Source organism: Priestia sp. FSL R5-0597 (assembly GCF_038006305.1).
GTDB lineage: Bacteria > Bacillota > Bacilli > Bacillales > Bacillaceae_H > Priestia > Priestia zanthoxyli.
This window is the reverse complement of the sequence record NZ_JBBOUZ010000001.1, coordinates 698,188-714,784: the sequence shown is the minus strand read 5'-3', so window position 1 is coordinate 714,784 and position 16,597 is coordinate 698,188. Positions and strand designations below refer to the sequence as shown.

The 16,597-nt window shown below is 37.9% G+C and carries 16 protein-coding genes; 6 read left to right on the top strand and 10 right to left on the bottom strand.

Annotation, left to right across the window (positions count from 1 at the left end):
- Positions 1-6 precede the first annotated feature (6 nt).
- The 3 genes from MKX72_RS03755 to mgtE form a co-directional block, all read right to left on the bottom strand.
- On the bottom strand, positions 7-519 hold the full coding sequence (locus MKX72_RS03755) for a CotO family spore coat protein (RefSeq protein WP_047751645.1): 513 nt from the start codon (positions 517-519) through the stop codon (positions 7-9).
- Positions 520-1,036: 517 nt separating this feature from the next.
- The gene (locus MKX72_RS03750; protein WP_033578055.1) at positions 1,037-2,896 is read right to left on the bottom strand and encodes a monovalent cation:proton antiporter family protein; all 1,860 of its coding nucleotides are present in this window, start codon (positions 2,894-2,896) and stop codon (positions 1,037-1,039) included.
- 158 nt (positions 2,897-3,054) lie between these two features.
- Positions 3,055-4,431, bottom strand: a complete 1,377-nt coding sequence (gene mgtE / locus MKX72_RS03745) for a magnesium transporter (protein WP_014461563.1) — start codon at positions 4,429-4,431, stop codon at positions 3,055-3,057.
- A gap of 177 nt (positions 4,432-4,608) precedes the next feature.
- Here mgtE and prpE point away from each other — a divergent pair, with 177 nt between their 5' ends.
- Positions 4,609-5,349, top strand: a complete 741-nt coding sequence (gene prpE / locus MKX72_RS03740; protein WP_033578054.1) for a bis(5'-nucleosyl)-tetraphosphatase PrpE — start codon at positions 4,609-4,611, stop codon at positions 5,347-5,349.
- Between the two features lie 33 nt (positions 5,350-5,382).
- Here prpE and MKX72_RS03735 read toward each other — a convergent pair whose 3' ends face one another.
- From MKX72_RS03735 to MKX72_RS03720, 4 genes are all read right to left on the bottom strand, one after another.
- The gene (locus MKX72_RS03735) at positions 5,383-6,276 is read right to left on the bottom strand and encodes an RluA family pseudouridine synthase (protein ID WP_028412351.1); all 894 of its coding nucleotides are present in this window, start codon (positions 6,274-6,276) and stop codon (positions 5,383-5,385) included.
- A 14-nt stretch (positions 6,277-6,290) separates the two neighbouring features.
- Positions 6,291-7,088, bottom strand: a complete 798-nt coding sequence (locus MKX72_RS03730) for an NAD kinase (protein ID WP_025749877.1) — start codon at positions 7,086-7,088, stop codon at positions 6,291-6,293.
- Between the two features lie 61 nt (positions 7,089-7,149).
- The gene (locus MKX72_RS03725) at positions 7,150-7,785 is read right to left on the bottom strand and encodes a GTP pyrophosphokinase (RefSeq protein WP_014461566.1); all 636 of its coding nucleotides are present in this window, start codon (positions 7,783-7,785) and stop codon (positions 7,150-7,152) included.
- A gap of 27 nt (positions 7,786-7,812) precedes the next feature.
- The gene (locus MKX72_RS03720; RefSeq protein ID WP_014461567.1) at positions 7,813-8,199 is read right to left on the bottom strand and encodes a UPF0738 family protein; all 387 of its coding nucleotides are present in this window, start codon (positions 8,197-8,199) and stop codon (positions 7,813-7,815) included.
- A 216-nt stretch (positions 8,200-8,415) separates the two neighbouring features.
- Between MKX72_RS03720 and MKX72_RS03715 the strand changes: the two genes are divergently transcribed.
- From MKX72_RS03715 to MKX72_RS03695, 5 genes are all read left to right on the top strand, one after another.
- Positions 8,416-9,006 carry a CYTH domain-containing protein gene (locus tag MKX72_RS03715; RefSeq protein ID WP_033578053.1) on the top strand — a complete coding sequence of 197 codons (591 nt, stop codon included), beginning with the start codon at positions 8,416-8,418 and terminating at the stop codon, positions 9,004-9,006.
- A 4-nt stretch (positions 9,007-9,010) separates the two neighbouring features.
- Positions 9,011-9,700 carry a lytic transglycosylase domain-containing protein gene (locus tag MKX72_RS03710; RefSeq protein ID WP_049162940.1) on the top strand — a complete coding sequence of 230 codons (690 nt, stop codon included), beginning with the start codon at positions 9,011-9,013 and terminating at the stop codon, positions 9,698-9,700.
- A 286-nt stretch (positions 9,701-9,986) separates the two neighbouring features.
- Positions 9,987-10,397: a globin domain-containing protein gene (locus tag MKX72_RS03705; protein ID WP_013055433.1), complete on the top strand. Its 411-nt coding sequence runs from the start codon at positions 9,987-9,989 to the stop codon at positions 10,395-10,397.
- Between the two features lie 26 nt (positions 10,398-10,423).
- A complete protein-coding gene (locus MKX72_RS03700) occupies positions 10,424-11,275 on the top strand; it encodes a ClpXP adapter SpxH family protein (protein WP_028412354.1) in 852 nt (283 codons plus the stop codon).
- 294 nt (positions 11,276-11,569) lie between these two features.
- A complete protein-coding gene (locus tag MKX72_RS03695; RefSeq protein WP_155008531.1) occupies positions 11,570-11,749 on the top strand; it encodes a hypothetical protein in 180 nt (59 codons plus the stop codon).
- A gap of 31 nt (positions 11,750-11,780) precedes the next feature.
- Here the strand turns inward: MKX72_RS03695 and pepF are convergent, their stop codons facing one another.
- From pepF to cls, 3 genes are all read right to left on the bottom strand, one after another.
- Positions 11,781-13,598 carry an oligoendopeptidase F gene (gene pepF / locus MKX72_RS03690; RefSeq protein ID WP_034267646.1) on the bottom strand — a complete coding sequence of 606 codons (1,818 nt, stop codon included), beginning with the start codon at positions 13,596-13,598 and terminating at the stop codon, positions 11,781-11,783.
- Positions 13,599-13,761: 163 nt separating this feature from the next.
- Entirely contained in the window at positions 13,762-14,943 is a 1,182-nt protein-coding gene (locus MKX72_RS03685; protein ID WP_098625760.1) for a competence protein CoiA, read from the bottom strand.
- A gap of 119 nt (positions 14,944-15,062) precedes the next feature.
- On the bottom strand, positions 15,063-16,580 hold the full coding sequence (gene cls, locus MKX72_RS03680; protein ID WP_025749882.1) for a cardiolipin synthase: 1,518 nt from the start codon (positions 16,578-16,580) through the stop codon (positions 15,063-15,065).
- Positions 16,581-16,597: the final 17 nt, after the last annotated feature.

Genomic DNA, 16,597 nt, shown 5'->3' with positions numbered 1-16,597 from the left:
AATCACTTAAATTTTAACGATAGATATGGTTTGAATATCATGAAATGTCAATACTGTTTTCTCTTTATTAGGAGGAACGCTTACGTATAAACTTCCTTCTTTTAATTCTAAGATTGTTCCTATATATTTTTGATTTTGGCACGTAATTTCACAAATTGGCTGAGACATATGAGGCGGGAAGCTGCATAGAAATTCAACTTTTTCTTTAATCGTCATAGACTGAAACATTTTATTTGGCTTTTTATTCTCTGATTGCGGTATATCCACAGGAACAATTGAACGCTCTTCCTTTTTTTCATTCTTAATCTCTTCCACTTTTTCTATGTCAGGCTCTTTGACTTCTTGAATAGAAGAAAAGCTGGGCTCTTCTTTTAACACATGCTCTTTCTCTATTCCTTTATTGTCTTGCTGTTTTGAACTAAAATAATATTGCATAGAACGCTGGTTTTGCGTAGCGTTTGGCTGGACAATGTACATTAGCGGCTCATTTTCTTCTGACTTAGATTTTGAGTTAGTCATGAAGCATACCTCCAATTGCTTGTTATCGTTCTTTTAAAAATGTATGCTTGCACACGGAAAAACTTGTTTATTTTTTTGCGGCAGCCTTTTTAGAAATAAAAGCAGCACTATACTTTTTTATATAATTTAGGAAAATACCACAAAAGAAGTTGAGATATAACTAAATTAATTCAATCTAAAGACGCATAAATAGGATACATGAGCTGACCGCTTGCTACACCGCCGTTGATTTCCATGCAAGACTTCGCTTTCCGCGGGCGGCCAATGAGCCTCCTCGTCGCTTGCGCTCCTGCGGGGCCTCACCCCTTCCACTTTCCCCTCAGGAGTCTTCGTCTTGCCCTCCAATCAACTGCTAGAAAGAGCTAAACAGATGAAACTTATTTTCAAAACAACAAAAAACGAACCACTAATCAAACATGTTGATCAGTGGTTCGTTTTTCACTTGAGCTAAAATACTTTTGTCTCAGTCTCTTCCTCTCATTCAATCAGGTAGAAAACTAAATCCAGCTAAATACCTTTATCTAATTTTATACTCAAGAAGCATACGCAATTCATTCACATACGAACGAGACCCCGTTACAATCAAGCGATCATCAAATTCAAGCTCTGTATCGCCATGAGGTACAATAGAATCTTTACCTCTGAAGATTCGAACAAAAATCACATCTCCTGTAAACGGGAACTTACGAAGCTCTACCCCCTCGTATTTAGGGTTACGCATATTAATTTGATAAAGTGCTGTTTCTTGATTCGTTAAGATATTTAAAATATTTGGCGATTCGATTAAAGCTTTTAGCAATGCCGTTGTAGATAACAGCACAGAAAAAACTTCAATGTTATTTTCTTTCATCTTTTCATCTAAGACAGGACTTTCTACGCGGGCAATAACCCGTTCTGTACCATACTCTTTTGCAAATAGAGCAATGTCGCTATTTCTTTCTTCTTCCCCTGTTGTTACAACTAATACATCCGCATCTAAAATCCCCATATTTCTTAACGTTTCCTTACTATATCCATCGATGTCGACGATATTAAAAATGGAATCCGACGTACGGTTTTCAATTTTGTCCTGAGTAGGATGATAAATCGTCACATCATATAAATCAAGATCCATTTCTCGAATAACCGGGAGTGTAAATTGATTTGCACCAAGCATATTAACCTTCAGCTTTCTATCACTGATTTCTGGCTTTGGAAACAGCTTTCTAAAGATAATAGGTGTAATAATACATGTAATAATCGCCACCAAAATCAGCGCACCGGACATTTGTGAATCAATCACACCAATATTTTCACCAACCGTTGCTGCCGCAATAACGAGTGATAAAGTCGATGTTAAAAGAAAACCCGATGCCAAAACGGTTTTCATATCATACCATTTTCTTAAGATTAACGCTGGAACTAGCTTGGATATTAATAATGCAATGAATAATAAAGGCATTAAAATCAGCACTTTTTTATCACTGAACAATGACCAAACGTCAAGCTTCACTCCTACCATCACAAAAAAGATAGGAATTAAAAAACCGTAGCCAAACGAATCTAATTTATGAACTAAGTTTTTATTAGGCGCAAGAAGAGAAACGAGTGATCCCGCTAAAAAAGCGCCTAAAATGTTTTCAACACCAATTGACTCCGAAAGGCCCACTAGAATGATAATGAGTGCAAATACGGCGCGCGTGTCGATTTGAATTGTACCTTTAGACATTGTCTCAAGAAACGATCGGTTTTTAAACTGCTTCCCTATGAAGTATAAAATCACTCCTACTCCAAATAAAATTAAAATCAACCATGTATTACTATTTCCTGATTTATCATAGACGGAAGCAAATACGGCTAGTAAAATCATCGTGACTAAGTCCGCAATAACCGCAATCAATAAAATGGTTTGTCCAATTGGCTTTTTCATAATCTGTGCATCTTTTAAAGTCGGCACTACTACTCCTAGTGAAATGGTAGAAATAATAAGCGTCATCAAAAAGGCATTATCAATAAAACCGGTCCATACAAAAACATAGGACAAAAATAGTGAAACCGCAAAGATAGCTGCAAACACTAGTATAGAAATGGAAAAAGCATTTGGCACCTTCGCTCCTGATGCCTTTTTGTCTTTTGAATTTCCTCCAGCAAAAGCAGAAAAATCAATTTCCAAACCACTTAAAAACATCAAAAAGATAAAGCCTAAAGTGGAAAGTGTTTCAAGCCACATATCCTGCTCCACAAGGTCAAAACCACTTTTCCCTATAATTAATCCCATAATAATTTCAGCTACGACTACAGGTATAATGTTGAGTTTAAACCGATGCAACAGTATAGGCGTTAAAAAGGCCAAACTAATGACGATAACAAGTGATGTAAAGGACGCGTGCTGTTCCATTAGATTCCCCTCCTTTTACCTTCGCTATTTATAAAACGAAGACGTTAGTATTCAAAATTAAAGGTTAATCATAAAAGCTTGAAGGTTCTCTGTCAACTATATGAACTGATAATGAAAATCCGACATGATTACTCATGTCGAATTCCAAAGTCCCTTCATTATTTTAAATAACTCATAAATGTTGTGGCTAGACCGAAGTAAATTAAAATACTGATAAGATCATTGATCGTTGTAATAAATGGTCCTGATGCGACTGCAGGGTCAATTTTGAATCTGTGCATGAGAAGCGGGATAAACGCTCCTGCTAGTGTAGCCACAATCAATGTTGAAAATACAGAGACGCCTACCAAAGCGCCTAAAATCAGATCTCCCTGCCAAATATAAACAATTAATACAACTAAAAGTCCACACGATGCGCCCGTAATCATTCCGGTAGCTGCTTCTCGGATTAACAGCTTAAATTTGCTTTCTTCTTCGATTTCTCCCGTCGCCAGTCCGCGAACCGCAACGGCTAGTGCCTGTGTTCCTGTATTACCAGCCATACCGCCAATTAAAGGTATAAATACAGCTAAAATAGCTACTTGATTCAACGTATCTTCAAAACGTCCAATTAAACTCGCTGTCATCATTCCTAAAAACAGCAAAATGATCAGCCAAGGCAGCCTCTTTTTGGCCGCTACTAAGGGATTGTGGTCAATCGTATCATCTACATCACTAATACCGGCTAATTTAGAATAGTCATCCGATGCCTCTTCATCAAGAACATCCATCACATCATCAACCGTAATAATCCCTAGAAGATGCTGCTGAAAATCAACAACTGGAAGCGCAAGAAAGTTGTAATCGCGCATAATGCGCGCAACTTCTTCTTGGTCTTCTGCTACTGACACGGATACAACTCGTTCATTCATAACTTCGCTTATCATCGTATCTTCATCTGCTATAATTAAATCACGAAGAGAAATAACACCTGCTAGATGCTTTTGTTCATCAATAACAAATACATAATAAATCGTTTCCGCTTCTGGAGCTTCCCTGCGTAGAATGTGCATAGCTGAATGTACGGTTTGATTTTCACGAATGGCCACAAACTCAGTCGTCATAATACTTCCAGCGGTATATTCCTCGTAATGAAGCAGCTCTTTAATTTCATCGGCTGCTTCTTCATCCATAATCGTTAAATAGCTCGCCACTTGTTCTTTATCCAATTCATTTAATACGTCAACGGCATCATCCGCCGACATTTCCGACAGCATGTCTGCTGCAAAATTGGGATGCATTTCTGAGAGAATTTCTTGATAATCTTCTTCTCGTATCTCTACATTTTCAAAGATATCCGCCATTTCTTCCGGAGATAACATCTCGTACAGCGCAAACCTAGAAGGCTCATCTAATTCTTCAAAAAATTGAGCTTGGTCATACGTATGCATATGTAAAAATTCTTCACGAAATGCATCGATTTCATTTTTTTCTAGAAGTGATAATAAATGTTCGGCGAACCATGCTTTTTCTTCTTTTTCAATTGAATCTGTCATGTCTTCGACCTCCCTGTCGCACAAAACTCATTTAACTTTATGATGAATTTTGTTTTTTTTCAACTCATAGCTCTTTACTCTTTTCCCAATAATATATAAGTTCTACACATAGTTTGCTCCATATAAGGGTAATTTTATATCGTCAAAGGAAAAACCTTTTAAGGATGTGGATAAAAGATGAAAGTAGATATAATAGGCGATATCCATGGATGTTATGATGAATTAAAAGCGTTAACAGAAAAACTTGGGTATGAGTGGCAAGACGGGATTCCTATCCACTCTGACGGACGGCGCCTTGGATTTGTAGGTGATTTAACAGACCGAGGACCTCATTCACTAAAAGTGATTGAGCTCGTATGGTCACTTGTAATCAAGCATCAGCAAGCTTACTACTGTCCAGGCAATCACTGTAATAAGCTATATCGCTTCTTTTGCGGTAACAAAGTGGAAATTACTCATGGGTTAGAAACGACCGTTGCTGAGTACGAAGCCTTGCCTTCAAGAGAACAGAAATTCATTAAAAAAAAGTTTATTGAGCTTTATGAGCAATCACCTCTATATGTGCAGCTTGATCAAAATCAATTAATTATTGCTCACGCCGGCCTTAAAGCTGAATACATCGGCAGAACAGATAAAAAAGTTAAAACCTTTGTGCTATACGGAGACATTACGGGTGAAAAACATCTAAACGGTATGCCTGTCCGACGGGATTGGGCCCAACATTATAACGGAAAACCTTTTATCGTGTATGGGCATACACCCGTAGTAAAAGCCAGAAAAATTCATAATACCATTAATATTGATACGGGCGCAGTTTTTGGAGGGGCTTTAACGGCGTTTCAGTATCCTGAAGGGAATATTATATCGGTGCCTTCATCTATGCCTTATGTAGAGGAAAAATTTAATCACTTCGTGTAAAAAGAAAGTCGCTTTTCATTTAAAAAGCGACTTTTATCTTACGATTTGAAGTTTCTGCATATCTGGCGGCAAAGGTGCTGTAAAAGACAACGTTTTTTGTAAAAAAGGATGAAAAAAAGTGAGCTCATAGCTGTGGAGAGCTTGACGAGAAATAAGATGATTCGTTCCGCCATATAGGGTATCTCCAAGCAGTGGATATCCTTTATAAGCCATATGAACACGAATTTGGTGAGTTCTCCCCGTCTCAAGCGAAAGAGCAACTTCTGTAAAAGAAGAATACGGACGAAGCGCCGTATAGTGTGTAATAGCAAACTGCCCATCTTCTCTTACTTCCCGTTCGATGATACTTGACTCTTTTCGGCCAATCGGTGCCTCTATCGTTTCCTTGCCAACAAGCTTACCATGAACAAAAGCTCGGTACACGCGTTTAATTTCATGTTCTTTTTGTGCTTTAGAGAATAAGTAATGAACGTGCCTATGCTTAGCGACAATAAGCAGCCCAGATGTGTCTCGGTCTAACCTGTTCACAAGATGAACAGTCGAGTTAATGTTATTTTTCTCATAATAATAGAGCACAGCATTACTTAGTGACCACGTTAGATGTTCTCGAGAAGGTATACTTGGCATGTTTGGCTGCTTATTCAAAACTAATATATACTCATCTTCGTATACAATATCCAAAGGTATAGCTTTAGGAAGAAGACTTTCACTTGCTTTTTCTGGTGGAAACGCCACCTTGATTTCGTCACCTTTTTGCAGAATATATCGAACCGTTGCATGCTTTCCATTTACTTCAATCGCTCCTCCTCTGAACTTAATGTCCGTCAGCGAAGCTTTGGAAATATCATGTTCTTTTAAAAATTCACGAACCGCTACACCCTCGAAAGAATGATCTACGGTCCAACTCAACGTAAAAACTTGTTTCATTCTCTTCCCTGCCTTTAATCATCACATACAAAAGAGTCTCTGACACGCTGCCAGAAAGGAAACGCGCGAAAGCGAGCAAATCGAATTTTTTCGCTTGCTACCCGAAATTGAATCGACTTTACATCTTTATGTAAAAGAGTTAAATGATCAATGGTAATTTGAAAGTCTGCGTCGTTAACAGGCTTTAACAGCGCTGTATGATGTCCAGGAAGAACCAATGGAGAACCTATCGTACGGAACACTCGATTGTTAATAGAAGCCATTTCAGCAATTTGAATAGCTTGAAGCGAAGGATGTAAAATCGCGCCTCCAAGGGATTTGTTATAAGCTGTACTTCCTGAGGGAGTGGATACGCAAAGGCCGTCTCCTCGGAATGTCTCAAATCGCTGCCCTTTAATTTCCACATCCATTACTAAAGAGCCTTCTACACTTTTCACCGTACATTCATTCAGAGCTAAATATCGAGCTTCGCGTCCACCGTTCGTATAGCGGATAATCACTTCGAGCAGTGGATACTCTACAGTCTGATAGGGTGTCTTTGCAATAGCAATCACCAGCTTCTCAATCTCATCAGGTGTCCAATCTGCGTAAAAGCCTAAATGACCGGTATGAACCCCAATAAAAGCCGTCTTGTCAAGTCGGTTTCGATAGCGGTGAAACGCGTAGAGAAGCGTTCCATCCCCCCCTACTGACACTACAATATCAGGCTGGTTTTCATCATATTCTAAATGAAAATCTAATAAATACGTTTTCATTTTTTGCATAAGCGTATTTGATATTTGGTTGCCTTTTGATGTAATAGCAAATTTTATTTTCTCCACCTAATTCTCTCCCCCTATCCATCCAGTGTACAAAGCTGTTGCTGAGTCATACCTAAGATTCTTCCGCCGATTCTTTTTTTCGTGAGAAAATAGCCTGGGCTTCTTGAATCTCACCTCGTATTTGAGACATTTCTTCATCGAGCTGAGTAGCCGCTTCAGAAGCACGCTGAAGTCGCTTTTTGATATTCTCAGGAAATTTCCCGCTGTACTTATAATTTAAAGAATGCTCAATTGTAGCCCAAAAATTCATAGCCAGTGTACGAATTTGAATTTCCACTAAAATTTTCTTTTCACCTTTAATTGTCTGAACAGGATAACATACGACCACATGATATGAACGATAGCCGCTTTCTTTTTTATGAAGAATATAATCTCTTTCTTCAATCAATTCAAAGTCTGTGCGCTGACGAAGGAGCTCTACGACCGCTTTAATATCGTCCGTAAATTGACACATCATACGGAGTCCTGCAATGTCCTGCATCTCTTCCTCTAAGCGATCGAGAGAAATTCCTTTTCGAGTCGCTTTATCCAAAATACTGGCGATAGGCTTTACTCGTCCCGTCACGAATTCAATAGGTGAATGCGTAGACTTCATATCATACTGTGAACGAATTCCTTTTAATTTCACCTTAAGTTCTTCAACGGCTTGTTTATACGGTGCTAAAAATAAATCCCAATGCCTGATCATTAATAACACCCCCCTTTTTTCTCTCTGTTACTTATTTTCTTTATCTAAAAAAACTTCCTCTACTCTTGCTACCATCTCGTCTCCATAATTCACATTTCCTTCGATGTTACTGATGAGATAAGACAGCTCTTCTTTAACGGCTGATAGCTCAATTACTTCCTTATTAATTTCTAAAAATACTTTCATATCTTTATGTAAGACGTGCTTTAAATTCGCCCAAATATTATCACTAAGGCCAACATACATAAATTGATCATTAATATCTACAACATATACAAATGACATGTTATCTGAGTCAACAAGCATTTGTTTTGTATCTTCCAATTGTTCAATTTCCGTCTCAATAGGGTCTGCTTTTAAATGTAATTCATTTGATTTCATCACACAGGTAGTGATGTCAATTCGATTGTGCATAAATAAACTCCTTCCAACTATACAATTCGTTACTATTTTAACACATTCCAGGAACGTTTAATAAAGGTAAAACCTAAACAATCCGTATTTCTTCATTTTCCAAGTTCCCCATATGGATATTCCTGTTAGGAAATGTAGTTTTACTGTCTCAAAAAGTGTGATAAATTAAGATGGAAAGTGCCTTACCAAAAGACCTAAATTAAAAGGATGATTTCATTGAAACAAGAAATTGAAATTGAATTTAAAAATATAGTAACGAAAGAAGAGTTTGATCGTCTCCGCTCACATTTTCAATTAACTGAAAATCAGTTTATTTCTCAAGAAAACCACTATTTTGATACACCTGCTTTCTCATTGAAAGACTGCGGAGCTGCCCTGCGAATTCGAAGCAAAAAAAATAAATTCGTTCTCACGCTAAAACAGCCTCATCAAGAGGGCCTTTTAGAAACACATGAAGCATTAACAAATGAACAAGCTAAAGAATTGCTAGATGGCAGCGCCAAGATTCCGTCAACGATTCAACAGCTTATTACTGATTTACAAGTCGATAGCCATTCGCTAACTTATTTTGGCACTTTGCGTACAAGTCGAGCAGAAATTCCATATAAGAACGGGTTACTTGTACTCGATCATAGCTTTTATCTAGGTGCTGAGGACTATGAACTCGAATACGAAGTAACCGATGCCAATGAAGGGGCAAAATATTTTGAGCAATTGCTTATGGAGCTTGATATTAAAAAGAAACCAACGGAAAACAAAATTCGACGGTTTTACAAGCGAAAGTATACGTTAATGGATGGAGAATAAATTCATGAGCATGAATATTAACCATTACATGTCTTCCGTTCAATTTCCTGGAACTCAGCCATTTTCAGTTAACAACCAGCTGCCAACAGCTAACGTGATGCTTGGTACAACTTTACTCTCTGTATTTGCTCAGCTTTTTCAAGACTACGTCAATCAAGAGCCTCAAATGAGTACCAACCTTTACTTGCAGGCAGCGCAGATGTTTCCAGCTACAGCGGTTCAAACGCAATCCCAGCCATCTGTTTCTTCTTCAGATAAGGCAGCCGCTTCAACTGCTGCCTTATCTGCACAAAAAAACGAAACGGCAAAGGCCAGTTCTCAGGATGTACAAACGATAATTAATGAAGCAGCTGCACGCTACCAGCTGGATCCTAAACTTATTCGTTCTGTTATTAAACAAGAGTCAAATTTTAATCCCTCTGCCAAAAGTTCTGTCGGAGCGGCTGGGCTTATGCAGCTAATGCCAGCAACCGCTAAAGCTCTTGGTGTAGAAGATCCGTATGACTCCAAGCAAAATGTATTTGGAGGAGCCAAATATCTTCGACAAATGTTAGATAAATACGACGGAAACGTGAAATTAGCGTTGGCAGCCTACAATGCTGGACCAGGTAATGTCGATAAATACGGCGGAGTACCTCCTTTTCAAGAAACGCAAAAATATGTAAATAAAATTATGTCTTCTTATCTCGTGTAAAAGAGTCCAATCATTCGCGACTCGACCATGGAATGACTGTAGTTTGTCGAGGTTACACTATATAAATAGAAGGAAACGTTTGTGAAAGGATTCCTTTGTTTCTCATACTAAGTGATTCGCCACAGCATCATAGACTTTTCTTATGTAAAATTCCACTTTATCTCTTTTCCAGTAGAAGAAGTAAGCGGATAGTTTGAGTTAACGAAATGACACTGCTAAAATTAAGGAAAGTAAAAAACACCAAAGAGTTAAGACGTATATTTCTTATAACAAAGGAGTTATCAACATGAGAGAAAAAATCCACTCCCCTTACGAATTATTAGGCGGTGAACATACGATTTCAAAACTTGTTGATGCTTTTTATACACGCGTTGGACAACATCCTGAGCTCGCGCCAATTTTTCCTGATGATTTAACAGAAACAGCACGAAAGCAAAAGCAATTTCTGACACAATATTTAGGAGGGCCTTCGCTATACACTGAAGAGCATGGTCACCCTATGCTGAGAGCTAGGCATCTTCCTTTTGAAATTACACCGTCAAGAGCCAAAGCCTGGCTGACGTGTATGCATGAAGCAATGGACGAAATTAATTTAGAAGGCCCTGAGAGAGATGAACTTTATCATCGTCTTATTTTAACTGCCCAACACATGATTAATTCACCGGAACAGACAGATGAGAAAGGATTTTCACATTGAGTAATCTAAACAGCCAATACCCATCCTTGCATCAGCTTTGTCAAGGTTCAAATAAAAAACCGCTTGAAATCTATGTATTTGTTGACCCTCTTTGTCCAGAGTGCTGGGCACTCGAGCCTATTCTAAAGAAGTTACAAATAGAATATGGTCAGCTGTTATCCCTCAAGCATGTGCTTGGCGGAAACTTACAGCAATTAAATATTGGAGCACAGCAGAGATTTGAACATATTGCAAAATCGTGGGAGAAAACTGGAAGCCGCTCCGGCATGTCATGTGACGGCAACCTGTGGCTTGAAAACCCCATCGATACTCCTTACGCTGCATCAATTGCAATTAAAGCGGCCGGGCTGCAAGGAAAGAAACAGGGCATTCGCTTTTTGAGAAGACTTCAAGAAGTAGTATTTTTAGAAAAACAAAATGTTACAGAAGAATCTGTCTTAATACAATGTGCAAAACATGTGGGGCTAGATGTTAATGAATTTGTAAAAGATTTGCATTCAGATTACGCTGCGAAGGCTTTTCAATGTGATTTAAAAATCACATCGGAAATGGATGTCGATGAGATTCCAACTCTTGTGTTCTTTAACGAAAAAGTTGAAGAAGAAGGCATTAAGATATCAGGATACTATTCGTACGAAACATATGTACACATCATTAAAGAGATGTTAGAAATTGACCCAGATCCAGCTTGTCTTCCGCCTCTTCGTTCATTTTTAAGCTATTTTCAATTTGTTGCTTCAAAAGAAGTTGCAGTTGTGTATGGTTTATCATTAGAAGAGGCTGAAAAAGAATTGAAAAAACTTCAGCTTCAGCAGGTTGTTGAAAGAGTTCCTGTCAAATATGGAACCTTTTGGAGAAGTACTGAAAAGAGCTGTTAATTATTAAATGTTGATGCTTATCCTAAGCATCAACTACACAAAAAAGACTTGGCTTTCGCCAAGTCTTTTCGTTTGTCTTAAGACAACAAGGGGATGGGAGAAATTTTTCACGGTCAAACAAAGGGGTATATGTTTGTTTTGTGATAAACTTCACGATTAATACTATAGCAAATTATGTCGACTTTTGGCAACCCCTTTTTTCAATTTTATTCACTTTTTTATAAAAAAACTTCATAAACAGCCAGATTCACTCATATAGTACAACCAATTATGCTTTTAATAGAGGTGTTAACTATGAAAATTGCTGGAATTACTCTAGGGGTTGTGATTCTTTTGTTTTCTTTTTTATTCTATATTTTATCTCTTATGCAGCTTGTTCCTGTCATTATCGCAGGCCCTCTCTTATTTTTAGCTATTCTTATTATTTTTACATTGCTTAACAATCACAACAAATTTCGGGGATTTAAAAAATGAAGCAGGATACAGCTCCTGCTTCATTTTAATTTTATTGATTTAATAAACGTTCCATTTCCGTTAACTTCTCTTCAAATACGGCTAGCGCTTCTTCGATAGGCTGAGATGTTGTCATGTCCACTCCTGCTTTTTTCAACACTTCAATTGGATAATCAGAGCTTCCTGACTTTAAGAAACCTACATAGCGCTCAACAGCTGCATCTCCTTCTTCAAGGATTTGCTTGCTTAATGCCGCTGCTGCACTGAATCCTGTAGCATATTGATAAACGTAGTAATTGTAGTAGAAATGCGGAATACGAGCCCATTCTAACCCAATCTCTTCGTCAATTACTAAGTTGTCTCCAAAATATTTTTTATTTAAGTCATAATATAATTTTGTTAATAATTCAGGTGTAAGCGGCTCTCCGTTTTGAGCACGCACGTGCACATCGTGCTCAAATTCAGCAAACATCGTTTGACGGAATACCGTACCGCGGAACCCTTCTAAATAATGGTTAAGCAAGTACAAACGCTGCTTTTCATCATCAATCGTTTTTAGTAAATAATCGTTTAGAAGCGCTTCATTACACGTGGAAGCTACTTCTGCCACAAAGATTGAATAATCTCCATAAGGATATGGCTGCGTTTTTCTTGTGTAATAACTGTGTACAGAATGGCCAAATTCATGGGCTAGTGTAAACAAGTTATTTACATTATCCTGCCAGTTCATTAAGATATAAGGATTGGTGCCGTACGTTCCTGAAGAATAAGCACCGCTTCGCTTGCCTTTGTTCTCATGAACATCTACCCAACGATTTTCAAATCCTTCTTTTAACACATTAAGGTAGTCTTCACCTAGTGGTTTCAGACCTTTTAAAATATAATCTTTTGCTTCTTCATACGTTACTTCCATTTTTACGTCTTTTACTAAAGGCGTATAGAGATCATACATATGAAGCTCTTCAATTCCCAATACTTTCTTACGTAAATCAATATATCGATGCAATAAATGCAAATTATCGTTCACTGTTTTAACTAAGTTATCGTATACTTCTTCTGGGATATTATTTGTGCTAAGAGCTGAGTGACGAGCTGAATTATAGTGACGAACGCGGGCGCTAAAATTATCTTTCTTCACCGTGCCGCTTAATGTACTTGCAAACGTATTTTTAAATTTACCGTACGTTTCGTACACTGCTTTAAACGCTTCTTCTCGTACGCGGCGATCGCTGCTTTCTAAAAAACGAATATAGCGTCCGTGCGTAATTTCTACTTCTTCTCCATTTTCGTCTTTAATAGAAGGAAATTCTAAATCCGCGTTGTTTAACATTCCAAACGTGTTGCTTGAAGATCCTAATACTTCAGAAGCCTGAGCGAGAAGCGCTTCTTCGCTTTCTGATAAAATGTGTGGACGCTCGCGAGTAATTTCATCTAATGCATGAGCATATAACTTTAGCTCTTTATGTTCCGCCATGTATTGTTTAATTTTTGATTCTTCAATAGACAAAATTTCTGGTGTTACATAAGATAGTGCACTTGCAATTTGAGTATAAAGTGTTTTGATGCGATCATTTAACCCTTGATAAAAAGAATTAGTGGTATCTTGATCGTAGCGCATATGAGCATATGTATAAAGTTTACTAACGCGCATTGTGAGCTCGTCTTGCTCTTGAAGAGCGTCGTATAAAGTTTGAGCGGACTCTCCAAGTTTCCCTTTGAATTTTTCCATTTTTGGAATAAGAGCTTTTACTTCTTCAAATTCTTTTTCCCATGCGTCATCTGAAGCAAAAATATCTTCTAGTTTCCACGTATCTTCTACTTTTATCTCGCTTCTACTTGGTAACTTTTTTACTTTTGATTGTTCACTCATGGTCATCCCTCCATCTTTTTCTACCTGTCTATAACTGTTCGCTTTTTCTAAGGCGAATCCTTTTTATTTCTTTCGTTATTGTATGTTGTTTTAAAAGAATTAATCAAAAGTCAGTACGCTTTTGAAAAAAGGATTCTTTCTTAAGCGTACTGATTTTCAGTGGTTATGTCACTTCTTTTGCTTGATTTAACCACTTTTTCATCATCTGTCCATCTTCTAAAAAAGCATCGGATGTTTGCTTTGGAATCGTATAAGGCCTTCTGATTTTGTATAACCCAGAAGTTATAGACGTTAGTATTCCTAACCGGCATAATACCTCTATATACTCAAACAAGGGCTGTGCTACAACAACAGGGGCCATCGGCAAAGACCGAAACACAATATGCCTCTGATGAATTCTGTAGAGCCATAGCCTGCATAACTCTTTTTCTGTAACTAAATCCCCTACCTGCTTCTGCTGCATTAAATCAAGAAGCAGCCACGTTTGCCATATAGTAGCAGACGTTTCAATCATGTATAAAGAAGGCAGCGGCATGCCCGCTTCTGCTGGAATATGAGAAGGAGGAATATTGTTTTCATAAAGAGCGTGTAAAAAAGGCTGAAGCTTCTGATTAGGATAGAGGATATAATGCGTTCTCCATGCCTTCTTTTTCTTTACCCATGAAGAGAAAAATTGAGGCTGTGTATGTGTAGAAAAAAGATCATGAAAGGTATGCTCGTGAGGAGAGAGCACGACAAGCTGTGCATAACAAATTTGAGATGAAAAAGGCATAAGATGTTCAAGTTTCAACAGCTGATTAGTAGAAGGTGAAAAATAAAGAAGTGTGGGCGTATAATCGGAAAGAGTGAGAAACTGCCACTCTTGAAAAGAAAGTTGATACATATAAGTGGATAAGCGTTTCATTCTTTTTGCCCCCATAATCCAAAGAGGCATATAATTTCCTTTCTCATAATGAATAGAACGTTTGGTTAGCACTGAGGAAGATAAGGACGCACATTGAAATTCGATTGCATATTTTTGCGAAGGGGTATCTATAAGAAGATCTGGACGCTGCATAATGTCAGGAAGGTAACTTTCTAACTCGACTTCAAGATGAGAACTAAACCAGTGAAACAGCTTTCGCTTTCCGTCAAGATGATAATCTGTTTCACCTTCATGCTGAGCGACGCACGTTTTTTTCAGGTGAGCAAAATGAGGGATTTTTTTTGTACCTACCTTTAACTGTACAGGGGATTGACAAGAGGGACAGTAGAACTGCTTTTCTTTTTTCCACAGCTTAAGCTGTTCAAGCGAAAAGCGCTGAGCTAGTGAAATGAGGCCTTCTTCTGTTCGGGCAACTAACAATCGTACATTTCTCCTTCCTATAGTAGCGAGCTATATCCTTGTATTCGACATCTTTCTACTAAACCCTTTTCTTTCAGAAAAAAACCACATTGCAGCATACGCAATGTGGTTTACAGCGATTATAATAGCGGTGAAAGCAAACGAGCTGTTGATTCAAACAGCCGCTGTATAAATGGCCGCTTTTCAAAGTCTTTAAAGTGAAGCTCACTCGTTTCTTCTAAATCTTGCATATATTCATATACGAGCTTTTGGGTACTAGCTGTGCGATATAAAAAAGCATTTACTTCAAAATTCAGATGAAAGCTTCTCATATCCATGTTAGCTGTTCCAATAGAGGCAATTTCTCTATCAACAATCACAATCTTGCTGTGCATAAATCCTTTTTTATACTCGTAAATTTTCACACCTGCTTCTAGCAGCTCAGGAAAATAAGAGCGTGATGCATGAAAAACAATTTTTTTATCGGGCTTCTGAGGTACAAGAAGCCTTACATCTATACCGCTTAAAGCAGCTACTTTGAGAGAAGTAAAAATATCTTCATCAGGTATGAAGTAAGGAGAAGCAATCCAAATGGACTCTTTCGCAGACGTAATCATCGAAAAAAATAAGTGTTTAATAATTTCCCACTCACGGTCTGGTCCGCCGGCAATCATTTGAACACCGCCGCACTTTTCCATATCAATGTCAATTAAATCCGGCGATAGATACGTTTGAGTAAGCATCGTCTGTCCTGTCATATAATACCAGTCTTGCAAGAAAATAAGCTGTAATGAACGGACTGCCTCACCCTTCACCATCAAATGAGTATCTCTCCAAAAGCCAAAATGCCGACTTTTTCCGAGATATTCATCACCAATGTTCAAACCTCCTACAAATCCAATTGTTCCATCAATGACTACAATTTTACGATGATTACGGAAGTTGATTTTATTATTGAGAAATGGAAGTCTCACCGGCAAAAACGGAATCATTTCTACGCCCGCGTTTCTTAACTCATGAATATAATGCGGTGAAAGCTGAAAACTGCCCACGGCATCATACAAGAAACGTACATAAACTCCTTCTTGTACTTTCTGAATTAAAATATCTTTAATTTGTTCTCCTAAGTGATCATGTCGTACGATGTAATACTCTAAATGGATATGATGCCTTGCATGCTTTAAAGATTCCATAATTTCGTGAAATGTCTCTTTTCCATTCGTCAATGCGCGCGTATCTGAAGAAAAAGAAATGGGACTCTTGCCAAGCCTCACGGCTAGCTTCAGCATTTGCTTCCTACTGGTGCCCAACTGTTCAAAGTGATTTTCTAATATACCAGAATCTCTTTCCATCTTTAAAAGCACCTGTTCATCCAGCTTTGCTTTTTTAGCAAATAAACGCCGTTTTCGCGTATTGCGTCCAAATAACAAATAAAAAAAGAACCCTATTACTGGAAAACCGCCTAATACTACGAGCCACGTTAGCGTTTGGGTTGGATGACGGTTTTCTAATGAAATAACAAGACCGATGAAAACAACACTAATCGTAATTAAGATACTTAGCACGCCAATAAATTTACCGTCCCAATACCCTTTTGTAAAATAAAGCAAGGCAATAATACCAACAACAAAAATTAAAAGCTGTAATCTATTTTTCAACTTGTTTTCACCTATCC